19 protein-coding genes and 2 pseudogenes are annotated in these 24,865 nt (G+C 61.9%); 3 read left to right on the top strand and 18 right to left on the bottom strand.

The annotated features are described in order from the left end of the window. Positions 1-72: 72 nt before the first annotated feature. The 3 genes and pseudogenes from ABLE85_RS15365 to ABLE85_RS15375 all read right to left on the bottom strand — a co-directional run. Entirely contained in the window at positions 73-1,365 is a 1,293-nt protein-coding gene (locus tag ABLE85_RS15365; RefSeq protein ID WP_348793591.1) for an efflux RND transporter periplasmic adaptor subunit, read from the bottom strand. Then, complete coding sequence (locus tag ABLE85_RS15370) at positions 1,358-4,540, bottom strand: efflux RND transporter permease subunit (protein ID WP_348793592.1); 3,183 nt, start codon at positions 4,538-4,540, stop codon at positions 1,358-1,360. Before ABLE85_RS15370 ends, ABLE85_RS15365 begins: the two co-directional genes overlap by 8 nt. A gap of 999 nt (positions 4,541-5,539) precedes the next feature. Next, a pseudogene (locus tag ABLE85_RS15375) lies at positions 5,540-5,722 on the bottom strand (IS110 family transposase); the annotation flags it as partial. Positions 5,723-5,781: 59 nt separating this feature from the next. Here ABLE85_RS15375 and ABLE85_RS15380 point away from each other — a divergent pair. Together ABLE85_RS15380 and ABLE85_RS15385 are read left to right on the top strand one after the other, a co-directional pair. Next, a pseudogene (locus tag ABLE85_RS15380) lies at positions 5,782-6,069 on the top strand (thiosulfate oxidation carrier complex protein SoxZ); the annotation flags it as partial. A gap of 88 nt (positions 6,070-6,157) precedes the next feature. Then, positions 6,158-6,307, top strand: coding sequence for a hypothetical protein (locus tag ABLE85_RS15385; protein ID WP_348793748.1), 150 nt, complete (start codon positions 6,158-6,160; stop codon positions 6,305-6,307). A gap of 129 nt (positions 6,308-6,436) precedes the next feature. Here ABLE85_RS15385 and uxuA read toward each other — a convergent pair whose 3' ends face one another. Further along, entirely contained in the window at positions 6,437-7,639 is a 1,203-nt protein-coding gene (uxuA, locus tag ABLE85_RS15390) for a mannonate dehydratase (protein WP_348793593.1), read from the bottom strand. Between the two features lie 100 nt (positions 7,640-7,739). On the opposite strand from uxuA, the gene ABLE85_RS15395 reads away from it, so the two are divergent. Then, positions 7,740-9,326, top strand: coding sequence for a PucR family transcriptional regulator ligand-binding domain-containing protein (locus ABLE85_RS15395; RefSeq protein WP_348793594.1), 1,587 nt, complete (start codon positions 7,740-7,742; stop codon positions 9,324-9,326). 44 nt (positions 9,327-9,370) lie between these two features. Here ABLE85_RS15395 and ABLE85_RS15400 read toward each other — a convergent pair whose 3' ends face one another. The 14 genes from ABLE85_RS15400 to ABLE85_RS15465 form a co-directional block, all read right to left on the bottom strand. After that, the gene (locus ABLE85_RS15400) at positions 9,371-10,123 is read right to left on the bottom strand and encodes a fumarylacetoacetate hydrolase family protein (RefSeq protein ID WP_348793595.1); all 753 of its coding nucleotides are present in this window, start codon (positions 10,121-10,123) and stop codon (positions 9,371-9,373) included. Positions 10,124-10,142: 19 nt separating this feature from the next. Continuing rightward, positions 10,143-10,955: a sugar phosphate isomerase/epimerase family protein gene (locus tag ABLE85_RS15405; protein WP_348793596.1), complete on the bottom strand. Its 813-nt coding sequence runs from the start codon at positions 10,953-10,955 to the stop codon at positions 10,143-10,145. Continuing rightward, the gene (locus tag ABLE85_RS15410; RefSeq protein WP_348793597.1) at positions 10,952-12,160 is read right to left on the bottom strand and encodes a UxaA family hydrolase; all 1,209 of its coding nucleotides are present in this window, start codon (positions 12,158-12,160) and stop codon (positions 10,952-10,954) included. The genes ABLE85_RS15405 and ABLE85_RS15410 overlap by 4 nt, the downstream gene beginning before the upstream one ends. A gap of 14 nt (positions 12,161-12,174) precedes the next feature. Further along, positions 12,175-12,468, bottom strand: coding sequence for a UxaA family hydrolase (locus tag ABLE85_RS15415; RefSeq protein ID WP_348793598.1), 294 nt, complete (start codon positions 12,466-12,468; stop codon positions 12,175-12,177). Between the two features lies 1 nt (position 12,469). Beyond that, entirely contained in the window at positions 12,470-14,098 is a 1,629-nt protein-coding gene (locus ABLE85_RS15420; RefSeq protein ID WP_348793599.1) for an ABC transporter ATP-binding protein, read from the bottom strand. Positions 14,099-14,103: 5 nt separating this feature from the next. After that, a complete protein-coding gene (locus ABLE85_RS15425) occupies positions 14,104-14,934 on the bottom strand; it encodes an ABC transporter permease (RefSeq protein WP_348793600.1) in 831 nt (276 codons plus the stop codon). Positions 14,935-14,939: 5 nt separating this feature from the next. After that, positions 14,940-15,902, bottom strand: coding sequence for an ABC transporter permease (locus ABLE85_RS15430; RefSeq protein ID WP_348793739.1), 963 nt, complete (start codon positions 15,900-15,902; stop codon positions 14,940-14,942). 82 nt (positions 15,903-15,984) lie between these two features. Continuing rightward, positions 15,985-17,478, bottom strand: coding sequence for an ABC transporter substrate-binding protein (locus ABLE85_RS15435; RefSeq protein WP_348793601.1), 1,494 nt, complete (start codon positions 17,476-17,478; stop codon positions 15,985-15,987). Between the two features lie 175 nt (positions 17,479-17,653). After that, positions 17,654-18,862, bottom strand: a complete 1,209-nt coding sequence (locus ABLE85_RS15440) for a M20 family metallopeptidase (protein ID WP_348793602.1) — start codon at positions 18,860-18,862, stop codon at positions 17,654-17,656. A 379-nt stretch (positions 18,863-19,241) separates the two neighbouring features. Beyond that, positions 19,242-20,171 carry a sugar phosphate isomerase/epimerase gene (locus ABLE85_RS15445; protein WP_348793603.1) on the bottom strand — a complete coding sequence of 310 codons (930 nt, stop codon included), beginning with the start codon at positions 20,169-20,171 and terminating at the stop codon, positions 19,242-19,244. A gap of 162 nt (positions 20,172-20,333) precedes the next feature. After that, positions 20,334-21,455 (bottom strand): sn-glycerol-3-phosphate ABC transporter ATP-binding protein UgpC, encoded by a 1,122-nt coding sequence (gene ugpC / locus ABLE85_RS15450; RefSeq protein ID WP_348793604.1) that lies wholly within the window; start codon positions 21,453-21,455, stop codon positions 20,334-20,336. Between the two features lie 11 nt (positions 21,456-21,466). Then, positions 21,467-22,363, bottom strand: a complete 897-nt coding sequence (gene ugpE, locus ABLE85_RS15455; RefSeq protein WP_348793605.1) for a sn-glycerol-3-phosphate ABC transporter permease UgpE — start codon at positions 22,361-22,363, stop codon at positions 21,467-21,469. 12 nt (positions 22,364-22,375) lie between these two features. Beyond that, positions 22,376-23,260: an ABC transporter permease subunit gene (locus ABLE85_RS15460; protein WP_106722395.1), complete on the bottom strand. Its 885-nt coding sequence runs from the start codon at positions 23,258-23,260 to the stop codon at positions 22,376-22,378. A gap of 92 nt (positions 23,261-23,352) precedes the next feature. Further along, positions 23,353-24,684, bottom strand: coding sequence for an extracellular solute-binding protein (locus tag ABLE85_RS15465; protein WP_348793606.1), 1,332 nt, complete (start codon positions 24,682-24,684; stop codon positions 23,353-23,355). Between the last annotated feature and the right edge of the window lie 181 nt (positions 24,685-24,865).

Raw genomic sequence — 24,865 nt, forward strand, 5'->3', positions numbered from 1 at the left:
ATGAATCCGCAGGTGGCTGAACAGATGAAGCCGCATCTGGCGGCCAAGGTCGCTGCCGATCTGGCCGCAAAGCTACTTGCCAGATGCAGAAGCTTCCGGCCGGGGGTCCACCTTGCTGCCGTTGGCCAGATCGACCGGCGGATTGAGGATCACTTGCTCGCCCGCCTTGACCCCGGTGTCCACCTCCACCCGCGTGCCCAGATCGCGTGTCTCCGTGACCTTGCGGAGCTCGGCCTTGCCGTCGTTGACGACGGCGACTTGCAGACCGTCACGGTTGTAGATGAGGGCGTCGGCGGGGACGATGACCGACTGGGACTTGCGCGGCACCTTGAGCTCCACCATGCAGTAGGCGCCGGGCGGCAGCGCACCGTCAGGATTGGGAAGATCGATCTCGGTGAGGAGCGTGCGCGTTCCGCTTTGCAGCGCTTCAGCAACCCTGGTCACTTTGCCCGAAAACTCGCGGTTCGGAAGTTCGGGCACGCGCACAACCGCTTTGACGCCCGGCTCCACGCCGAATGCGGCGTCTTGCGGCACATATACCCAGACACGGATCACGTCGGTCTGCATGATCTCGAACAGGAAAGTGCCCGTATTGGTGTTGCCCTGTACCAGGCTGCCCACATCGACATTGCGCTGGGTGATGGTGCCATTGAACGGCGCCACCACCGAGGCGTAGCTGCGGTCTTGCCGAAGTACCCTGAGCTGGTTCTCCTGGGCCGAGACATTGGCCTCCGCGACGCCGACCGCGGCTTGCTGTGCCTGGAGGTTTTGAACGTCGACCGTCCCCTGCTGCTTGGTCACCCAGCCCTTGGTGACAAGCGATTTGTCCCGATCCCAGGTCACCTGGGCGAGCTTCATGTTGGCATTGGCCTGGTCGAGCGCTGCCCGGAGCTGCTTGAGCGTCGACTCGTTCTGGGAAATCTGATCGTCGAGTTCGGGGACTGCGAGCTCCGCCAGCAGATGTCCGGCCTTGACGTGATCCCCAATGTCCACGTTTCGCTTTGCGATGTAGCCGGTGGCACGGGCATAGATGCTCGCTGACGCGAAAGCGGCCGTCGTCCCCGGCAAGCTGACCGACTCGATGCCTGAATTGGGTTCGACCGTGGCGACACGCACGCTGGGCACCAGATCGAACCGCTGCTCCGCGGTCGCCGCGACCACTTGTTGCCGCGAATAGAGGCGCCAGACGCCCAGCGAGACAGCACAGGCGAGCAACAGGAATGCGCCAAGCGCCAACAGGCGCCCGCCGTAGCGACGGCGCGCTCGCGCGGGGGATGTCGGAGGGCTCTCCGTCTTGCGATCAACGGGTTCCTGCAGGCCGCGAAGAGGCTCGCCTTCCTGGTCACTATTACGCGCGTCATTCATTGGGGAGCTCCTCAAAGACGCCGTAGGACGCAACGCCGTCATTGCGCTTGCGCAGCAAGGCAAACAGATATGGAACGATCAGCAGCGTGGTGGGGGTGGCGAACAGAAGGCCCCCGATCACCGCACGCGCCAACGCCGCATTCTGTTCCTCGCCGGGCGCGCCGATGGCCATGGGGGTCATGCCGAGGATCATCGCGCCAGCGGTCATCAGCACCGGGCGAATACGGGTATAGCCGGCGTCGATGGCGGCCCGGAAGGCGGGGCGCCCTTTCAGCTGCTGCTCGCGCGCGAAGGTGACCAAGAGGATTGAATTGGCCGAGGCGACGCCGACCGCCATGATCGCCCCCATGAGCGAGGGCACGCTCAGCGTCGTGCCTGTGATGAACAGCATCGTGACGATGCCGCACAAGGTCGCCGGCAGTGCCAGGATGACCACGAACGGGTCGCCGAAATTCTGGTAGTTGACGACCATGAGCAGGTAGACGAACACGGCCGCGAACATCAGCCCGATGCCCAGATTCCGGAAGGAATCATGCATGCTCTGGATCTGCCCGAGGAGCTGGATCGTATTGCCTGGCTTGAGCTGCGGCTGCAGCTCCGCGACGATCTTGCCGATATCATTGGAGACACTGCCGAGGTCACGCCCTTGTGCGCCGGCGTAGATGTCGTAGACGGGCTGGATATTGGTCTGGTTCAAATTCGTCGGCACACTGTCGCGCTGCAGCGTGGCCACATTGCTCAAGAGGCCGGGCACCGGCGCGCCGGCGGCAGTGGCGGCGGTTGACACCGGGGTGTTGGCCAGATCGCCGAGCGAGCTCTCCAGATACTGAGGCGTTTGGACCGTGATGTAATAGGGAATGCCGGTGACCGGATCGGTCCAGAAATTGGGCGAGACCTGTTCCGACGAGCTGAGGCTGATGTTGATGTCGTTGGCGATAGCCTGCGCGTTGAGGCCGAGCTGCAGCGCCCGTGACCGATCGATCTTGGCCAGGAAGTCAGGTGACTCCAGCTCCTGCTGAAGATGGACGTCGACAACGCCCGGAATGGCCGCCATGCGGCGGCGCAGCTCCTGCGCTACCGGGAGATTGGTGGCACGGTCGCGTCCCACGACGCGAACGTCGATCTGGGACGGCAGCCCAAAATTGAGAATCTGGGTCGTCATGTCGGCTGCCTGGAAATAGAAGGTGTCGGCTGGAAAGGCAGCCTGCAGCGCAGCGCGAAGCCGGCGCACATAGTCGACGGTCGGCGCGTGCCCTTCCTTGAGCGAGATCAGGATCACGCCGTCGTTGACATTGATCGTCGAGCCGTCGGTAAATGCAAGATTGTACACCCTCTGCGGCACGCCGATATCGTCGACGATAAGGTCAAGATCGCGCGCCGGGATAACCTCGCGTATCTTGTCCTCGACCTGCTGGAAGATGCGCTCGGTTGCCTCGATGCGGGTCCCCGCCGGCGCGCGGATATGAAGTTTGATCTGTCCACCGTCGATGATGGGGAAGAAATCGCGCCCCACCACGGTCAGCATCGCGCCGCCCAACCCGAGTATCAGGACAGCGGCCACCGGGACGATCACCCGCCGCTTCAGCAGCATTGTGAGCACGCGCACATAGCCCTGACGAAACCGGTCGAAGCCGTGCTCGAACCCCTCGTGGAACCGCCCGAACCAACTGCTCGAGCCTTCTGCCCTTTCGGGGTGTTCGCCCTTCAGCAGCATGCCAATGGCGATCGGCGTCAAGGTCCGCGACAGCACATAGGAGGCCAGCATGGCGAACACGACCGCGAGCCCGAGCGGCGTGAACAGGAACTTGGCGGGACCTTCCAGGAACACCACCGACGTGAACACGCAACTGATCGCGAGCGTCGACACCAGGGTCGGAATCGCAATGCCGGCGGAGCCGTTCAGCGTGGCGGCAGCCAAACGCATTCCTTCGCTGCGCAGCCGGAACGTGTTCTCTATCGTCACCGTGGAATCGTCGACCAGTATTCCGACCGCAAGCGCCATCCCGCCCAGCGTCATGGTGTTCAGCGTATGGCCGAGAAAATACAGCACGACGATCGAGGTGAGGATCGAAAGCGGAATCGAGATCAGGACGATCAGCGTCGACCTCAATGAGCCGAGGAACAGCAGGATCATCAACCCGGTGAGCCCGGCAGCGATTGCGCCCTCGCGGACCACCCCCTGGATCGAGGCGGTGACGAGCTTGGACTGGTCGAACAGCTCGTTGATGCTCAGCCCGGGCGGTGCAGCGGCGCGCGCGATCTGCAGGGCGTTGCGGACCCCCTTGACGACCGCGACGGTCGAGGCGTTGCCGTTTTTGATGACACTCAGCAGGACCGAGCGCCGGCCGTTGTCGCGCACGATGTTCTGCTGTATCGCCCAGCCGTCATGCACCTGCCCGACATCCTTGAGGAATACGGTCTGGCCGTTCGTATACTTGATCGGGATGGTGTTGAGATCGGCGATGGTCGTAGGCATCGCATCTGTGCGCACCGTGTATTGCGTGTTGCCGATCTTGGCGAGCCCGGACGGCAAGGTCAGGTTCTGCGCGTTGACGGCGTTGACCACATCCGCCGGGGTGAGGCCCCGGGCCTGGAGCTTCATCGGGTCGATGTCGACCATGATCTGGCGATACTTGCCGCCATCGGGCGTCGGAAACGTCACGCCCTGCACCGGCGCGAGCTGCTGGCGCAGGTTGTAGATGCCATAGTCATAGAGCTGCTGCTCATTGAGGCGGTCGGAGCTCAGGCTGAGTTGCAGCACCGGAACGCTCGAGGCGTTGTACTGGACCACGATCGGCGGCTGGATGCCGGCCGGCATGAGGGCGCGTATGGCGTTCGTCCCTGCAACGATCTGGGAGATGGCGAGGTCGAGGTTCACATCCGGCTGGAAATAAATCTTCTGGACCGAGATACCGTTGAGGGTCTGCGCCTCCATGTTCTTGATGCCGTTGACGTTGGAGCTGATCGCGTACTGGCTGTAGGTCGTGACGCGCTGCTCCATCTCGGGCGTACTCAGGCCGGTGTACTGCCAGATCACCGACACCACCGGAATGTTGATCTGGGGAAAGATGTCCATCGGCATGACCATGATGGCCGAAACGCCGAGGAAGATGATCAGCAGGGCGAGGACGTAGAACGTGTACGGGAAACGCAGTGCAAACCGGACGATGCCCATCTTGATCTCCGTTTCCCTGGAGGAAACCGATCAGCTAAGGAGCAAGCCCACCCGTTGCCGGCATGGGCGTGCTACAAAAGGCTCTCTTTGCGAGACCTGACGTTTCAGAGATGCCGCGGGCGCAAGTTCGGTTGGTCGATTGCGTCTCAGCGTCCCGGGTCGGGCGTTTCTGCGTCACGAAACGACGTGATATGACTTAACGCTGAAAGCCCGAAGTTCAATATGGGCGGCGGCATGGCGCGCCTTCCTTCGTGCGGCTGCACTTACCCTGCTCGACTCGGAGGTGCTACGGATTGGAAGGGAGATGTCACGACGATTTCGATCGTTCCCTTGATCAATATAGAAGTTGGCAGCCCGACCGAGTCTTCTGCGTTCCCATTTCGGGCCATGAGCGGACCCCCGATGGACCGGGTTTGGCGCAACCTCGACCTACAGACTGCCGTAGATGACGTCTGCTTTCGGGTAGTGGCAAAGCCGACCTCAACGACTGAGATGGTGAAGGGTTTCGGGTGCCGTGAGGCGTACGAAAGCCTTTTCATGCAGGAACCCGCGGGCCACGGGCGATGGCTATGGGAATTTCAGATTTCGGCTGGTGACGTAGATGGCGGGACCGGCATCGGGCCCCGCCGGGATTGATGCCGACGGACCGCCTCGTGTTCCGGCAGCTCGGCATCGCCGGCTCGGCGCGCGGTCAGACGCGGCCCTGTCGGTATCGATGACCACCATGGACACGCGTGGGGCCGTTGCCAGACGCTGAGTGCCTGCGGCTGAACGCTGGATCATGCCATGCCGGGTCATGGGGCGGTCTCCCGGTTCATCGCCGCCTTGTCCGGCGGTCCGCGTGGTTGCCGCCACCGTTCGAACACCTCGATGACGACTATGCATCCGCCGCAGCAGGGACATGACGGGCGAAAGTCGTCCGGTTCGTCCGGGTTGCCGTCATCGGGTGGCACGGCGACGTTCAGCAGTTCGCCCTGATCGGCAAGCGCTTTGCGCCTCCACCGGTCGATCGTACGCCTGCAGAATCTCGATCAGCCGGTCATGCTCTGCGCGGGTATTGAGAACCGGCAACCGGCGACGGCGTTTATGGCCGGGGGCTTCGATCAGGACTTCATTGCGCACCTTGGCGATATCGATCGCTACCAACACCGCATCGTCGGGTATAACATCTAGGCTGGTTATGGTCGGTCTCTCCGGAATGGGTTGTGAACATTCACATTCTAGAGATTCTTCGACCGGCCATGGCCACCTCGATCGGTGCGCGCCTGCAGCGAAAAGCCGCGCGCACCGATGTCTCGGTTGCCTCTCATCATTCCTTCCGTAGGTGCTACGGCTACACCTACACCACCCATGGGACGGTGATCCCGATGAACATCGTCACCGACTTCGTGTGCCGCTATCTCGGCGAGGAAGTCATACGTGTGCGCATGGAGCCCGGGCTTTCCGCCAACCCCTATTTCGCCTTCCAGCTGCGCGCGGAGGAAAGCGGGCTGGTCGAGTTCGTCTGGAGCGACCAGCATGGCGAAGAGACCAGCGCGAATGCATGGTTGACAGGTCGCCGAGATTCTCTTCAAGGCCGCCCAGCCTGCGGTGCGCGCCGGTCGCCTGCGCGACGACGTGAACGTTCAGACATTCGTGATTCTGCAGCACGCCATTGCCGGCATCATGCTGACGGGAAAGGACCTAGCCGAGCGGCAAGTCCTGGCGGCTCAGGTCCGCAGCCTGCTGCTAGACGGCTTGCGGGCGCGGCCGACCGAACCGTTCTAGGGCGGCGCGGTGGAGGCGCGGCGTCACGAAATGGCCGCCCTTCGGCGTCGTCTGACGGCGCCGCACCTATCGCTGCGGGTCCTTGATGATCGCCACGACAGGCGTTTATGTTCCAACCATTCCTTCTGATCAGGTGGCCACGCCAAGAGCATGGACCATCCCGCGCAGTTCGGCGGTCGCCTTGACCAGGCCGACTGGGGTATACCCCGGCACGAAATCGGCCCTGCCTAGATCGTGGAGAATCCGGCATGCGTGGTCGGCGCGGTAAGGAATCTCCCAGTCCGAGATCCCTTCCTTGCGCCGGCGAGCCTCTTCATTCATCAAAAGGGCGATCACATCACGAAGATCGAACGCTCCCACGCCGCCCAGATGCTCGGCCTCGGTGAAACTTCCAAAATCGTCGCGAAAGCGGATGCGCCGGGGATGGGCATAGAAGATGCGCGGGCCGAACATATTGACGAAATCGGCAAGCATGTTGTCGCGCCTGCTGCCGAGCGATCCTGAACAGAAGATCATCCCCGCCACTGGCGACGACACGCCATTGAAGATCTTTGCGAAGTCGTCCAGCGTACTGGCGATACGGGGTAGGCCGCATAACGGGATCGGCGGATCGTCCGGGTGGATGGCGAAGACCGCGCCCTCGGCCTCGCAGGTGCGAGCCACCTCGCCCAGGAAGTCGATCAAGTTTTGCCGGTACACATCAGTGCCAAGTCTTTGATAGGCGGCCAGCAGCGTGTGGAACTCTCCGCTCCGGTAATGGCCGGGACCGCCAGGCAAGCCACGAGTGAGCATGTTCAGCAACTCGTCCCAGCGCTCCATCGGCGTATCGGCGTAACGACGCTCGGCGGACACCACCAGTTTCGGATCCAGTTCCTCGGCCGCTCCGGGTCGTTTGAGCAGGAAGAGGTCGAACACCGCGAAATCGATCGCATCGAAGCTCAGCGCCTCGGCCCCGCTTTCCAGCATCGTGCCCAGTCCCGTGCGTACCCAGTCGAGCAGGGGCATCACAGTGAAGTTGATGCGGCGCACACCCGCTTGCGCCAGCCGTCGCACTGTCTCCTGGAAATTCGCCGTCAGCCGTGTGCTGCCTGCACGGCCGAGCTTGATGTCGTCATGGATGGCGATGCCGCCCAGCGTATCCCACTCAAGCGGCGTCTGGCCGGCAGGAGCCACCGCGACGAGATCCTTCATGTCGTTGATGGCTTGTCGTTCCCATACCGTCCCCGGCGGCAGATGGGCGAGGCTCGCCTCCACGCTGGTCGCTCCCGACTGACGAATCCAGTCTATCGTCATCGGATCCTGCGGACCGAACCACCGCCATGTCGCACGCATTGGATTGTTCCCCCCCTGCCTCGGGCAAATACTATGGACGCGTGAACGGACTTCGTTGCACTATCGAGCGCACGTCTGAGTCCCCCCTTTCGAGACCCCCATGCCAACCCTGCGCGAAATCCTGGATTGGGAAATCCTGTCCGGCCATACCGTCATAGCCGGAGCCAGGTCGTTGGCCACCGACGTCCGGTCGGTCACCGTAATCGACGCCCCCGATGCGGTGAATTGGGTGAAGGCGCACGAATTCGTCGTGACCAGTACCTATCCGGTGCAGCAAAGCCCGGGCGCACTGGTGGCCCTGATCGAGCAGCTCGCTGCCCGCAGTGCCGCGGGTCTTGGCGTCAAGCTGACCAGATACCTGCGTGAATTCCCCGACAATGCCCGCCGCCGTGCGGAGGAGCTCGACTTTCCCATCATCTCCTTGCCGGGGCCGCTGGCGTGGAGCGACCTTATCGGCAGGGTCTTTGCCGATGGCGGACAGCAGGGGAGGGAAGCAGCCTACCTCAGCGCCATCTATCGCGCCTTCTCGCAACACCGCACGGGACTTGGTTCGCTGCGCGAATTGTTCGAACTGGTGGCCGGGTTCGTCAACCTGCCGCTGGTGCTTGCCCTGGAGGATGAAACGGGCCTGCAGATCGAGAGCCGGGGCGTGACGACGGCCGAGTCCGAGACGCTGGCGGAAACGCTGATCCATGGTACGGCGACGGGCATTCATCCCGACGATATGCCGTTGCGCCTCACGGTCGGCGGCGAAACAGTAGCAGTTGCACGATCCGGAATGGGCGCGGATGGCGGTGGCATGGTGGCGGTCGTCGAGCGTGGGCAGCGCGCCTCCGAGCCTGATCTCGAGTGCCTCCGCCTCTCCGTCCATCTTCTGCAAACGCTCGTCGAGGCCAACGCCGCCGCGCGGGCGCATCTTGCCGGCAATGCAAGGCTGCTCGGCGATCTGCTCGATCCGCTGCTTTCGCGCGAAGCCAAGGAACTCCTCGCCGCCAAGGGGCTGCCGCCGGCAAACACATGGCAGATGGTGGTGGCGCGCATGTTCGATACCGGTACGCTCGACAGCGCCTTGCTCACCCTGCGCCTGCGCCAGTTTTCCCGCCGTCACCCGGCACTGTTGCGCCTTGAAGACGATGGCAGCGAATGCATTATCGCCATCCCCATGACAGATTCCGATCCCCGTACGGGAGAAGCCGCGCTTCGGGAACTGCACCAGATATTCGAGCGGCAGGCCCGGCGCGCGCCCGGATTCCGCTACGGACTTGGCCAGTCCGGCCCTGCTGCCTTGTCCGAGGCGGTTTCTCTGCGGCACGAGGCGAAAGAGGCGATGACTTTCGGCGTCAAGCTGAACGGCTTCAACCGCATGAGCCGGCATGAGGATATGCTGCTCTTGCGGCTTCTGGCGCACCCTGCCGTTATCGAGGAAAGCCGCCTCAGCTTCTTGCGTCTCCTCGAACCGTTGCTGGCCATGGGCGAGCAGGGAACGACGCTGATCGAGACGCTGAGGATATGGCTTCGGGAAGACGAGAGCATGCCCCGTACCGCGGAGCTTCTGGGGCTGCATGTCAACACGGTTCGCCAGAGGCTTGACCGATGCCGTTCGGTGCTCGGACTGACCGATTTCAAGACCGACACGCGGCTTCGTCTTTACTCCGCGCTGCAACTGCTTCCTATGCTGAGGCCCTGAGAGGGCTGACGCATCCATGTGCCGGTCAGCCCTCTCAGGAATGCTCACTGGACGGTATTTTCCAAAGTGCCGATGCCGGCTATTTCGACCGTGATCCTGTCGCCCGACTTCATGGGTCCCACACCCGAAGGTGTGCCGGTGATGATGACATCCCCCGGTTCCAGCGTCATGACCGAGCTGACGAACTCGATGATGAAGGACGTCGGGAAAATCATGTCCGCTGTGGTCGAGTCCTGTCGGACGGTCCCGTTCTGAAGCAGGCGGATGCTCTGCGTATCCGGGTTCAGTTCCGTCTCGATCCACGGCCCGACGGGCTTGTAAGTGTCGAACGACTTGGCCCGGGTAAACTGCTTGTCCTTGAGCTGAAGATCGCGGTTGGAAACATCGTTGGCGCAGGTATAGCCCAGAACGACCGATTCCGCCTCGGCTGCAGAAACGTTGCGCGCACGCTTGCCGATGACGATGGCGAGCTCGGCCTCGAACTCGATGCGCTTGTCATGGCTGTCCAGCACGATCGCGTCGCCCGGGCCGATGATCGCTTGCGGCGAGCACATGAACAGCATCGGCTCATCGGGCAAAGCCAGGCCGGATTCACGGGCATGCAAGACGTAGTTCAGCCCGACGCAGACCAGTTTTCCCGGCTTTACCGGAGCAAGAAGCTTCACAGCTTCGAGCGGCAGAGCATCCTGCGAGGGCACGATCTCACCGAAAGGGCCGTCGGGAAGCGTGCGAACCCTGTTGTCATCGAGAAGCCCCCAATGCTCGACGCCGTTGTGGGCGAAGCGTACAATTTTCATGAGTAATTTCCTGTGTCGATCAGTGTTTGTCGTAATGTCTGTTCAGCCAGCGGATGGACTGCTCCATCGCTGTTTGGGCATCGGGAACCTGGAAATGCTCGGCGGTGATCCAGCCGTCGTAGCCGGTCGCGTCGAGATCGTTCAGCGCGGCCGCGATGTCCCAGCCGCCGTGTCCGACGGCCTGACGGTCGCTGTCGCAGACATGGTAATGCCAGAACAGGTCGCCGGCCTCGGCGAGGCTCTCGCGATGGACCTCCCCCTCTATGGTGATATGGGCCAGATCGAGCATCAGCCCGATATTGGGCCGGTCGAGCCCGCGCACGAAGCGTGCCGCCTCAGCTGTGCCCATTAGGAAATTGGCATACTGATGATTGACTGGCTCAAGCACGATACGTGTTTCGGGGCGCGCGTCGGCGGCCGCCTGCATTCCTTCGGTAACCCACGCCTCGGTCTGCGCGCGCTCGACACCATCCATATAGCGTCCACGCATGCGCCCGACGTTAACCATCGCACCGAACCGAACAGCGAGATCCATGGCGGCGATCATGCGGTCCAGCGTCTCGGCGCGGCGCGCCGGATCGGGGTCGGCAAGGGAAAGCCTGTCTTCGCCGTAGACTTCTCCGGTGCAGACAGCCGGCATGGCAAGGCCAGCATCGGCAAGCTGCCGTTCAATCAGTGCGTGATCGAAGGCGCGTGGATCACGGACAAGCAGTTCCACGCCGTCATAGCCCAGTTCCCGGATTCTGGCGAAACAGGCCGCGGCATCGCCCTGGATCGCGGTGACCCTGGCGGGCGCCACCTCCGGCGTGGCGTACATATAGGCAAGCTTCATTGCATGAACCCCAGATCGTTGCGCTTGATCATCTCCGCGTGGATCACCTCCTTGCGAAGCACGCTGACATTGGGGATCGCGAACTCCTGGATGTGGAAGTACTCGGCCTTGACCTGTTCGCCGCGCGCGGTCCGTATCACGAGATCGACAAGCTCCTCGCCGACCTGGCGGAGCGACTTCGTGCCCTCCAGAACATCGCCGGCGCTGATGTCGATATCGTCGGGCATCTCACGGAAGACACGATTGTTGGAGCTGACCTTGAGCACCGGTGCGATTGCGGAGCCCGACGGCGTGCCCTTGCCCGTGGTGAACAGCACCATGTGCGCGCCGCCGATGATCTTGCCTGTCACCGACGATATGTCGTAGCCGGGCGTGTCCATGATGATGACGCCCTTCTCGCGCGGGGTCTGACCATAATCGACGACCTCGGTTATGGGGCGTGTACCGGCCTTGTAGATGCAGCCGAGCGATTTCTCCTCGATCGTTGTCAGCCCTCCCTCGATGTTGCCGGGCGAGATGAACACGCCGCTGTCGTCTTCAGTGGTCATCGACAGTTCGATCTCGTAAGCCTTGATGCGGCGCATCAGCTCATCGCGCACCTCAGGCGTCTTGCCGCGGCGATAGAGAACGTTTTCCGCGCCAACCATTTCGGTGAGTTCCGACAGGATGACGGTGCCGCCGGCGTCGACGATGATGTCTGCCGCTTCGCCCACCGCCGGATTGGCGGTTAGCCCCGAGAAGGCATCCGAAGAGCCGCATTCGAGGGCGATGATAAGCTCGGAGAGATCGCCTTCGTCTGTGGGCTGCGCCGCCAGCTCGGCCTTCATCCGTTCAACGATCTCGACACCGGCTTCAGACGTCGTGCGCGAGCCGCCCGCCTTTTGCACCACCAGTCGCTCGACCGACCGCCCGGACGCCTTTATCGCATCGAATACCTTCGATCCGGAGGCGGTTTCGCAGCCAAGGCTCACGACCAGCACCGCACCCACATTCGGGTGCAGGCCGTGACCTATGAAGGCTTCCTCGGTGGTGCGGTTTTCCTCGGCGTCGAATGTGCAGCCATAGGGATGCATGAATGTAGCGGCACCCGTGCGGTTGGAAATCTCCATCGCCACGCGGTTGACGCAGGCTACTGTGGGTATGACCAGAACGTGATTGCGGATGCCGATCCGGCCGTCAGGCCGGCGATAGCCCTGGAACTTCATGAACTTCGCTCCTCTCAGCCCTGAGAATGGCGCCGGGCCTTCACGCCCCAGCAATTGTGGACATGGACGTGCCCGCCTTCGGGTATGACCTCAGTGGCCTCACCGATCACCTCGCCATATTTCAGAATTTGCTCAAATTGCTCGATCGGTCGCACCGCGAGCTTGTGACCGGCTGGCATGTCGTTGCGTGCAACGATCTCGCGGGTCTTGCCCTGTCCGGTAATCAGCACCGTTTCGCCCGCCGTCACCGGCCCGGTCAGCGTTGCGACATGATCCTGCGCGCGGATCAAAATGGCCGTTACGGGCATGTCAGGACATCTCCATGGAAGATTCATTGAACAGCGTCGGGATCGCGGCCAGAAGCTGCTTTGTGTAATCGTGACGCGGCGCGGAAAGCACCTCGGCTCCGGTTCCCGTTTCGACGATCTCGCCATGCTGCATCACGGCGATACGGTCACACATCCGCGCGGCGACCCTGAGGTCGTGGGTGATGAAGAGCATGGCGAAGTCGAGCTTTTTCTGAAGCTCCTCGAACAAATCGAGCACCTGCGCCTGCACCGAGACATCCAGTGCCGAAACAGGCTCGTCCGCGACGATGAGAACCGGATCCATCGCAAGCGCTCTGGCGATTCCGACGCGCTGGCGTTGTCCGCCGGAGAACTCATGCGGATAACGGGTGGCCGCCTCAGGCTTGATACCAACCAGTTCCAGCAATTCGCATGTACGCCGCCATGCGGCCTCACGCGGCATGCCCTGTGTCATCGGGCCGGTGGCGATGGACTGACCGATGCTCATCTTCGGGTTGAGCGAGGAGAACGGATCCTGAAAGATCATCTGCACGCGTCCGCCGCGATGGCCCTTGATCGTTCGCTGGCGGTTCAGCTCCTCGTCGGCAAAAAGCAGGCTGCCTTCGTCAGGCGCTTCGAGCCCGACGACACATCTGCCCAAGGTGGATTTGCCAGAGCCGGATTCCCCGACGATTCCGAGCGTCGAGCCCCGTTCCAACGTGAAGCTCACGCCCTTCAGCGCCTCCAGCTTGCGCTGCGGTTTGAACAGCCCTGAAGACAGGAAATAGGTTCGCTTGAGATCTCTTACCTCGAGCAGCGGAGTGGCGACATTTGCCGCTCGCGGCGATGCCGTACCGGTGGGAATGGCCCCGATGAGCTGGCGGGTGTAAGCGGAACTCGGCTTGCTCAGAACGTCCCGGGCGGGCCCCTGTTCCTCGATCAGCCCATTGCGCATGACGATAACATCGTCCGCGATCTCCGAGACCACGCCGAAATCGTGGGTAATGAAGAGTACCCCCGTGCCACGCCGCTCCCGCAGGGAGGCGACCAGCTTGAGGATCTGCGCCTGCGTGGTGACGTCGAGCGCAGTCGTTGGCTCGTCGCAGATGAGCAGCCGTGGCTCAAGCATCATCGCGCATGCAATCACCACGCGCTGGCGCTGACCGCCCGAAAGACGGAATGGATAGGTCTCGTAGAGTTCCTCGACCCGCGGCAGGCCCACATCGCTCAGAGCCGAAATCGCACGGCGACGGCGCTCGGCAGCGGGCAGAGACAGGTGGATTTCCAGCACTTCCTCAAGCTGCGCGCCGATCTTCATCAACGGGTTCAACGCAGCCATGGGCTCCTGAAAGATCATGCCGATCTCGCGTCCGCGCAGGGAGCGCATCCCCGCCTCATCGAGACGGAGAAGGTCGGCGCCGCCGAACAGGATCGATCCAGCCTTGGGCTCGAGATGCGGGCGCGGCAACAATCCCATTATCGCGTCCGCTATGGTGGATTTGCCTGACCCGGATTCACCTACGATGCAGACCGTGCGGCCGGGCATCAGGCTGAAGGATGCGTTCGAAACCGCAAGCTCACGGTCTGCGCCCTTCGGCAGCGAGATGTCGAGCCCCTGAACCTTGAGCAATGGAGTGGCGTCGGTCGACATGGCCTTCACCTGTTACGCGAATGGATGTTGAGCGCGTCGTTGAGCGCTTCGCCCAATACGTTCAGCGCCAGCACGGTTATGGCGATGGCCAGCCCCGGGAAGGTTGCCATCCACCACGCCTGCCGCAGCACGGTGCGCGAGGCCCCGATCATGAAGCCCCAGCTCATCTGGTTGGGGTCGCCGAGCCCTAGGAAGCTCAGACTGGATTCCAGCAGGATGGCGGTCGCCACCATCAGCGAGCCCATGACGATGATGGGAGAGGCGACATTCGGCAGAATCTGCCGGAACATGATCGCGAGCGCGCTTTGCCCCTGAAGCTTTGCCGCCAGCACGAAGTCGCGGCCACGCAGCGAAAGAAACTCCGCCCGCACGAGGCGCGCCACCGGCGGCCATGACACGACGCCGATCGCCATTACGATCGAGCCCACGGAAGGCTGCAAGACAGCGACCAGAACCAGCGCCAGTGCGAAACTCGGAACGACCTGGAATATCTCGGTAAAGCGCATCAGCGCGCCGTCGATCTGGCCTCCGCCATAACCGGCGACCGCCCCGATGACGATGCCTATGACGACCGAGACCACAGTGGAAACGAGACCGATCAGAAGCGAGACGCGTCCGCCCGACACCAGCCCCGCGAGAATGTCCCGGCCGGTCGTATCGGTTCCAAGGGGGAAGCGCATGTCGGTCACGGGCGGCAGGAAGGGGCGACCGCCCATTGCCCACGGCCCGCGCGGGAACAGCAGCGGCGCCATCAGCGAAATGGCAACTATGCCGAGAATGACGATCAGGCCCACCCACACTTCCGTGCGGGCAAACATGCGGCGAAAGACAGACATTCCGTTCACAGCGCAATCCTCGGATCAATCACGGTGTAGATGAGGTCCGTGATGATGTTGAAGGCGATGGCCAGCGCCGCCGCGACCAGAAAGGCACCGAGCAGCAGGTTGTAGTCGCGCTGCAGCAGCGCGTCGAACATCAGCCTTCCGATACCAGGCCAGGCGAAGACGGTCTCGGTCATGATCGCACCGCCGACCATGTTGCCGGCCTGCAACCCGGCCAGCGTCACCACGGGCAGAAGCGCGTTGCGCAGCACATGGCGGAACTGGACCCGCGACTCGCTTGCGCCCTTTGCACGCGCGGTCTTGACGAAGGCCATCTGCGCCATCGCCATCATGTTAGCTCGGGTCATTCGGGCGTAGACCGCAATGTAGAAGAAGGAGAGTGCCAGCGTCGGCAGGATCAAGTGCCTTGCAATGTCCATTGCGGCGGCTATGCCGGTCAGGTTGGCGCCGACGGAACTGTAGCCGAAGGCAGGCAGCCAGCCGAGCTGGATTGAAAAGACCAGCACGGCCATCAATGCCAGCCAGTACATGGGTGCGGCATAGAATATCAGCGCAGCAAAGCCGATCACCCTGTCCGCCCAGCCGCCTGGCCGCCGGCTGGCAAGCACGCCCAGTCCTACGCCCACAACCAGCGAGAACACGAAGGCGCAGAGCGTCAGAAGCAGCGTCGCGGAAAGCCGGTCGGCAATGAGCTGCGCCACCGTCTCCTGCTGGCGATAGGAAAAGCCCAAATCCAGTGTGGCGATACGGGAGATGTAGGTCCACCACTGCACGATGAGCGGCTGATCCAGCCCGTACTGGATGCGCAATGTTTCCAGGAACCGTTTGTCGACCGCGCCTGCCTCGCCCGCCATCACGGCAACAGGGTCACCCGGCGCTGCGCGTATGAGCAGGAAATTCAGGGTGGCTATGACAAAGAGTGCGATCACTCCCTGCACGAAGCGTCCCAACAGAAATCTCAGACGGTTCACACTCTTCGCCTCTGACTGGATGAATCATGAGCAGCCCAGAAAGCCGGGCTGCTCGTTAGCGCCGCTGAGCGCTTTACTCGATCCGAGCGCGCCCGAGGCTGTCGTTCAGGCCAACCGCCGACGAAATCAGGTTCTTGATGTTCGACCTATAGATCGTCGGCCAGATCATCTCGAACAGCCAGGCGAGTGGAACCTCTTCAGCTATGAGCGCCTGTGCATCCTGATAGATCTTTGCCCGCTTCTCCGGATCGATCTCGGTCGCTCCCGCATCAAACAGGGCGTCGAGATCGGCATTGGAAAAGGCCGAAACGTTGTTCCAGGGTGATCCGGCGATGATGTTGGACGTTGTGTAGAGGCGCGCAACGCCCAGAGCCGGGTCGCCATACTGCGACATGTAGGAGAAGGCGATATCGTAATCCTTCTCTCCGAGACGCTGGTTCCAGCCGGCAACGTCGGTGGCGGTCAGCTCGACCTGGATCCCTGCCTCGGTGAGATTCTCGCGTGCAATTTCAGCAAGGCGCTGCCAGGTTTCACCGTAAGGCAGCGGCAGCAGGCGGATCGGGCTGCCATCATATCCAGCCTCTGCCAGAAGTGCCTTGGCTTTCTCAACATCACGCGGATACTGCTTTATGTTTTCCGAATAGAACTTGGTCGAGCTGTTCCACGGGCTCGGCGCGACCTTGGCATAGCCGAAGAAGGCGATGTCGCGCATGCTCTCGCGGTCGAGCGCAAACATGATCGCTTGACGGATCCGCTTGTCCTCGATCCACTTGGAACCGTTATTGAGCCAGAGGAAGCACTGCGATCCCTGGAACTCCCAGCCCTTGGTCGTGAGCTCGGAGTTGGGCAATTCAGCGAGGCGCTGGACGTCGAAGTATTCGACCGCACCGCCCGGCAGCACATCGACCTTGCCGGTCTCATAGGCGGTTGCACGGCTCGCACCATCGGGAATGACGTGGAAATAGACCGCGTCGATCGAGGGCACGCCTTCCTCGTGATAATTCTCGTTGGCGACCAGCTTCAGGTACGACCCCCGCTGCCATTCGTCGAACTTCAGCGGCCCGGTGCCGATCGGAGCGTTGTTGACCGGGTTGGTGTTGTAGTCTGTGCCTTCATAGAGATGCTTCGGAAGCATCGGCATGGAGCCGACCTCGAAGGACTGTATGAAGGGTGCGAAGGTGGTCTTCATCTTGAAGTTCACCTTGTACGGCCCGTCGGCGGTGATGCTTTCGACTGCCTTGAGGAAGTTGCGAACGCGCGGGTGGGTCTCGCGAAGCATCTTGTCGACGCTGAAAACCACGTCTTCCGACGTGAACGGTTTGCCGTCATGCCAGAGCACGTTTTCCTTCAGCTTGAAGGAATAGAACATGCCGTCCGGCGCTGCCTCCCAGCTTTCGGCAAGCAGTGGATGAGGGTTGAGATCGGCATCGAAACGCAGCAATCCTTCAAAGATGTTGCCGCCGACCATTTGCGAAGGCACGTTCTGATAGATGCCGATCATGATGCCGGGTGGCTCCGGCTGAACCACGACGTTGAGTACACCGCCCTTGGCTTGCGCCTGAGCCATAAGGGGAATGCCGCTCAGCGCCCCGGCGCCGACTGCAGCAGCAGAAATCTGTAGGAATTGACGACGGTCAAGTGACAATAGAACACCTCTTGGAAGTTTGTTGGTCCCTCTTAACGGGGACTTGGAACAGAACGCAGCCCTGACTCTCAGGAGCGGCGCGAAACCTTCTCCCTTGTCATTCGGGAGAACACAGAAAGCGTCGGGCAATGCCCGTATAGATGAGACGGGCAGCAAGGAAATCCGAAAGGTCGAGACTCTCATCCGTCTGATGCGCCTCACCGGGATCGCCGGGCCCGAGTATCAATATGTCGGTGCCGGGCGCCTGAAGCACCGAACCGTCGGTAAAGTAGCTTGCACCACCGGCTTCGCTTGCCGGCATCCCCAGTTCGCGCCTGGTTTCCAGCGCCGCGTGAATGAGCGGACTTTCCACGGGGGTTGCGAGCGCTGGCAAGGAATTGAGCGCCTCCACGACGATTTTCCCACCTGCGTAATCAGCTTCGATTTCGCGTGCGATAGCCCGAACCTCGGCAAGGACATCTTCGTGGCTTTGCCCCGGTAGCGTACGCATGTCGAATTCTGCGACGGCTCGGTCCGGAATCACGTTCACCTGTGTGCCGCCATGCAGGCGGGTGAGACAGATGGTCGGCCGGCCCAGTAACGGGTCGGATGCGGTAAGCGCATCGAGCTTGAGCAGCCCCTCCCTGAACCTGATAACCATCTCTAGAGCGTTGAGCCCCATCTGCGGCATGGATCCGTGCCCGGTGCGGCCCATGGCCGTGAAGGCGAGCCACAACGCCCCTTTATGGCTACGCACCACCCGGTTCGAGGTCGGCTCGGCGATAATCATCGCGTCAAACGGATCGAGACTGCGGTCACCAGCCATCAGCTTGGCGCCTTCAGAACCGGTTTCCTCGCCATAGGTCACGGCCAGAGAAAGCCGCCCTGACCAGTCGTTCGATGCGGAGAAATCGAGAAAGCTTGCGATGAGGGCAGCCAGGCCGCCTTTCATATCCGAGCTACCGCGCCCATGTATCCGTCCACCCTCGATCTCTGCGCCGAATGGCGACTTTTGCCAAACACGGTCGCCAAGAGGCACGGTGTCGCAATGCCCGCAAAAGACCAGGTGGGGGCCGGGGCGGCCGCTTTCGAGACTCGCCACCAGATTCGCGCGCCCTTCGTCCCCCTGGATTATCCTGGACGCAATTCCTCGTTCTGCCAGATACTTGGCGAGTTCGGCGACGAATCCTTCTTCCCTAGCCTGCAAAGCAGTCGTGTCATGACGCAACATCCATTGCAGGAGGGCTACGCAATCGTCATCCGACAGGGGGGCCGGACGGGAAACCGAAAGCGAACCGTCTGGTCTGGCAGGGCGTGATTGAAGCACGATCATTTCCTCGCTGGATGGCGAGCAACGTAGTCAGTGTCTTCAACGCGTGTCTATTGTTGATTTCCACATTCTGGAGCCAGAATAATGTGCACATACACACAAAGCCTGAACCCATTGCCACGGCCTGCAGAGGGGTACCGTGCACGTAGTCCTCTTAGAAAGCCGGCGCGCACGCGACCGGGGTCAAAAAATGGGGAAGCCTTCGGGCAGTCAGGATGGGTTGTTGTCGCCTATACGGATGCCGAGGCGGCGGCAAACCTGCCCGATGCTCTGACCGTCCAGAATCGTGGCAATGCCGGGGAAGGGTGGAGTTTTCCGCGTCTCCACCCAAATTTGCAACACAACCGTTCAGCTTCGGCTGCCGAAATCGAAGGGGTCAGTCGGCGGCGTCTGTCCGATAAACCTGCGCCTTGGCGGCAAGCGCCTTGGTGGCGTCGACCGCTTCCTGGGCCGCGTACCAGTAGCGATTCTTCAACTCGATGTTGAACAGCACGCCTTCGGGGAAGCGGCATTCGGCCATCAGCGTCTCCCAAGGGATATCGCCCCAGCCGACCGGCAGATGCAGGTCGCCGTGACCATAAGCGAGACGCTCGCCATCGTCGTACATCCAGATGTCGTCCTGCCGCCCGAAGCTGTCATGGATGTGCAGGTGACGGGCATAAGGTGCGAGCACCGCGATCTCCTCAACGAAGCGATCACGCCCACCGTCGAAGTCGAGCTGCAGATAGGCGTGGCTGAAATCAAGCGTCGCCATCACATTCGGATGGGCGATCGCTTCGAGCTCGGCCGCAAGGCGCGAGGGCCACGATGCACGGACTTTGCCTTCGTAGCCGCCAAACAGAGTTTCGACGCACAGGACGAGATTGAGCTGCCTGGCGATGTCACCAGCCTTGGCAAGATATTCGCGCTGGCGGCCATAGGCGGCCTCGAGACCGGCGGACTGCTGAACCGGCGCCAATCCCGAATGGATCACATAGTGCTCTGCGCCAACCTCGGCGGCCACTTCCAGCGATGCCTGGAGCACGTCCATGTGGCGCGGCAGACGGTACGCATCGTCCATGAAGTTGATACCCAGCGGCCCGTGAACCGAATAGCCGACATCGCGTCCTGCGCAGGCGCGCTTCAAGGCCTCCAGCTGCGGGCGGCGGATGCGTCCCCCGACGACAATATCCATGCAGTAGGTCGGCAGCTCGATGGACTCGACGCCGAGCCCCTCGATCATGTCGAGCTCATCGGCAAAGTCGGAAAGGTCTGCCTGTCGCTTATGGGCCGAAATGCCGGTGCCGAAGACGCCGTTGGGGAGCATGGATGTATCCTTAAACTAGTGGCCGCATGACGGCGGCCGATCGACCGGACAATGTTTGATTCTCATGTCAGCCAGCCGACATGCGTATGAAGCTTTGCTGACAAGTGGAGCAAGCGAGGGAGCGAGCAAGGGCGCCCCAGCGCCCCTGCCCCCGTAGGTGGCTCAGGCCTTGACCAAGCCGCGGGCAGCCTCGTTGCGAGCAGGCATCGGACTGCTCTCACCGGCCAGCCGGCGGCCCGAAGCTGCATCGAACAGATGAACCTCCGACGGATCCATCGAGAACTGTACTGGATCGCCAGGCTCAAAATGGAGTTCGCCCCCGACATGGGCCACGACCATCTGGTCGCCGACAGTGCCATGTACGAGTCGCGCCGAGCCGAGCTCCTCGGCAAAATCGAACGACCCTCTCAGGCCGACATTCGAAAGCGCGACATGCTCGGCCCGGAAACCGGCCGTGATGGGTCCCGGCGTCACCACCGGCCAGCGCTCGCGGTCATAGGCAAGCTCCTGGCCATCCGTCAGACGCACGACGCCGGCAGCCGGATCGACCGTGCCCGACACCATGTTCAGGCCCGGCGAGCCGATGAAGCCCGCCACATAGGTGGACTGCGGACGATTGTAGATCTCGCTCGGGGCGCCGACCTGTTCGACCACGCCCTTGTTCATCACCACGATACGGTCGGCCAGCGTCATGGCCTCGACCTGGTCGTGGGTGACGAAGAGCGTGGTGGTGCCCAGCCGCTGGTGCAGTTTGCGGATCTCGACGCGCATAGCAACGCGCAGCCGCGCGTCGAGATTGGAGAGCGGCTCGTCATAGAGGAACACGCGCGGCTCGCGGATCATCGCGCGGCCCATGGCAACGCGCTGACGCTGGCCGCCCGAAAGCTGGCCCGGCTTGCGATCCAGGAATTCCGAAAGGCCGAGCGGGCCGGCGACCTCTTCGACGCGGGCGCGGCGCTTTGCCTTGGAAACGCCCGCGATCTTCAGCGAGTAGCCGATGTTCTCGGCCACCGTCATATGCGGGTAAAGGGCGTAGTTCTGGAACACCATGGCGCAGCCGCGCTCGCGCGGCTCCATCTGGTTCACCACCTTGCCGCCGATCTCGATCTCGCCGGCGGTGATCGTTTCCAGGCCCGCAACCATGCGCAGCAGGGTCGACTTGCCGCAACCCGAAGGGCCGAGGATGACGATGAACTCGCCGGTAGCGATGTCGAGGTTCACGCCATGGACGACTTCGTTCTTGGCGTAGGATTTGCGAACATCTCGCAACACGATTTCAGCCATCGTTGTCGCTCCTATTTGTCAGTTGAGATGAGGCCGCGCACGAACCAGCGCTGCAGCAGGATGGTGACGAGCACCGGCGGCGTGAGCACGATGAGGTTCGACGCCATAGCGATGTTCCAGATCGGCGGGTCGCCGAACACCGGACCAGGCACGACCTTCTGAAGCTGCATGGTCGCCGTGGCGTAGTGGGCCTGGTCGGTGATGATGAGCAGCGGCCACAGATACTGGTTCCATGACCAGACGAACATGATGGTCGCGAGTGCTGCCATATTGGTCTTGGAAAGCGGCAAAAGCACTTCCAGGAAGAAGCGTATCGGGCCTGAACCGTCCATCTTGGCCGCTTCCGTCAGTTCGTCCGGAACGGTCAGGAAGAACTGCCGGTAGAGGAAAGTGCCGGTCGCGGTGGCGATGAGCGGCAGGATGAGGCCCGAATAGGAATTCAGCATGTTCCACTCCGGCAATCCGATCGACAGGCCGAAGAGATTCAATATCTCGCGGTAGGGCCGCAGCACGTCGGCGGCGACCGCGTAGGTCGGCACGATGCGGACTTCCAGCGGCAGCATCAGCGTGATGAAGATCAGCCAGAACATCAGCGTCCGCAGCCGATAGTTGAAATAGACGATCGAGAAGGCGGACAGCGATGCGATCAGGATCTTGCCGCCGGTGACGCCGACAGCCACGATCATGGAGTTCAGCATCACGCGGCTGAAATTGCCCTGCTCCCAGGCAGTCGAAATGTTCTCGAAGAAATGGGAGCCTGGCAAAAGCGGCATCGGCACCTGGTTGACCGTGTGGAAGTCATGCGAGGCAGCCACAAAGACGATCCAGAACGGTATCAGGAGCGCGATGAGGCTGATGATCAGCAGGGCATGCGTGAAAGTGTCGAGGATGGGATTGCGTTCGACCATGACAGCGCCTCCTCACGAATAGTGCACGCGCCGCTCGATGAAGCGGAACTGGATGAAGGTCAGCGCGATGATCAGCAGCATCAGCACGATGGATTGGGCGGCCGCGAGCGAGTAGTCCTTGCCCCGGAAGCCATCGAAATAGATCTTGTAGACCATCACTTCCGTTGCCCGGGCGGGACCGCCGCCGGTCGTGATGTCGACGATGCCGAAGGAATTGACGAAGCTGTCCGTGATGTTGATCACGATGAGGAAAAACAGCGTCGGCGTGATCAGCGGCAGCTGAATGTCCCACATGCGGCGCAGCACACCGGCGCCATCCATGGCTCCCGCTTCCGAGACGGTGCGCGGGATCGACTGCAGCGCGGCAAGGAAAAAGATGAAGTTGTAGCCGACCATCATCCAGGCCTGCGCCAGCACGATCATGATGAAGGCGTCATTGCCGTTGAATGCCGGGTTCCAGAGGCCGGGCCAGATGCGATTGACGGCCGACACGAAACCAGCGTCGGGCGAGAAGATGAAGCGGAAGGCAAGGCCGACCGCGGGTGCTGCCAGCGCATAGGGCAGGAAGAACGTGAACTTGTAGACCTGATGCCCCGCCAGCCTGCGGTCCACGAACAGCGCCAGTAGCACCGCTATCCCCAGCGACAGCGCAGTGGACGACAGGGCGAAAAGCAGCGAAACGCGTACGGAATCCCAGTATTTCGGGTCGGAAAAGACCGTCTGGAAATTGAGCCAGCCGACCCATTCGTTGGATCCGCCGAAAGGCGCCTCCAGCGAAACCGCCCAATAGAGCGCCTCGCCTGTAGGCCAATAGAAGAAAGTGAAAATCAGCAGCATCTGCGGCGCGATGAATGCAGCCGCCAGCCAGAGATTTGAAAAGGTGGCGCGTTTTTCCACGGGCGAAAGCCTCCGATATCTGCAGCCTCAAATGCGGCGCCGCCCTTTCAGGCGGCGCCAATCGTTCCGAGGAACCGGATGTCAGACCCGGCTCAGGGCAGGGTCTTGCCCTTGAAGGTCTGCTCGTAGCGACGCAGGATCTGGTTGCTGCGGTCGGCAGCGGCGTCGATGGCTTCCTCGACGGTCTTCTGACCGGCGAAGGCAGCTTCCAGCTCGGAGCGGACTTCAGCGCGGATCGAGGTGAAGTTGCCAAGGCGGATGCCGCGGCTCAGCGGGGTGACGTCGGAAGCGGTGAGCGACTCGATCGCGGTCTCGCGGCCGCTACGCTTCGGGTCGTTGTAGAAGCCTTCGGACTTGAGGAGTTCGAAGCCGGCGGTGGTGACCGGGATGTAACCGGTGTTCTCGGCGATATACTTTTCGCCGGTGTCCGGAGCGGTCACATACTTCAGGAAGGCGGCAGCGGCCTCGTATTCTTCCTTGGACTTGCCTTCCATAACCCACAGCGAAGCGCCGCCGACGATGGAGTTGGTGCGCTTGGAAGCGTCGATGGCCGGAAGCATCGCCACATCCCAGTTCAGGCCGGCGACCTGCGTGTTGTGCACGGTGCCGTGGTTGGCAATCGACGAGGTGGTGGAGGCGCAGGTGCCGTCGGCGAAGGACTGGATCAGGTTCTTGCCGGTCTGGTTGGTCTGAATGCGGGCATAGCCGGCGTCCATCCAAGCCTTGAAGTCCTTCATATGGTCGACGAAGGCTGTCTTGTTGAAGGCGATTTCGGCGCCGAGGCCGCCGTAGCCGTTCTCGAGCGTGGCGAGCGGGATGCCGTTGATGGCAGAGAACTGCTCGAGGTTCATCCAGCTGTCGAAGTCGAAGGCAAAGCCGCAATCCACGCCGGCAGCCTTGAGCGCCTTGAGGTCTTCACTGAACTCGGCCCAGGTGGCCGGAGCCTTGTCCTTGCCGATCTTGGCCCAGGCGTCCTTGTTCCAATAGAGGACGGCGGTCGAGGAGTTGTAGGGGAACGACCACATCTCGCCCTTCGAGGTGGCGTAGTAGTTGGCGATGCCCGGGAAATACTTGCTCCAGTCGATCTCGAGGTTGTAGTCCTTGGCGAACTTGTTGGCCGGGTAGATCGCGCCCGACAGCATGAAGTTCACGGTGCCGGCGTCGTAGATCTGGACGACGGTCGGATGCTGCTTGGCGCGGAAGGCGGCGATGGTGTTCTGTTCGGCCTTGTCGTAGCCGCCCTGCCCGGTGCAGATCGCCTCGTACTTGTCCTGCGACTCATTGAAGAGCTTGCAATGGTTGGCCACGACCTCGCCGAGGTCGCCCGTCAGACCGTACCAGAACTCGAACTTCGTGCGTTCGGCGGCCGAAGCGCCGGTTGCGAAAGCCGTGGCGGCCATCGCGAGAAGAGCCAATCTTTTCATCGTGATCTCCAAAAGAACATCTCGCGAGCACGACGCCCGCTGAGCTTCCTCTAGAGAGGCTGGATGACGCTCACGTCTCGGTCAGATGACGGGGAGACGACATTTGTGGACAACGCGCGGAGTGGAAAGTTTGCCGGCGCAAAGTCGCAGTTCGGCAAGAACTCACACATGTCACTGAGCC

The sequence above is a fragment of the Mesorhizobium sp. KR1-2 genome (assembly GCF_040045035.1).
Taxonomy (GTDB): Bacteria; Pseudomonadota; Alphaproteobacteria; order Rhizobiales; family Rhizobiaceae; genus Pseudaminobacter.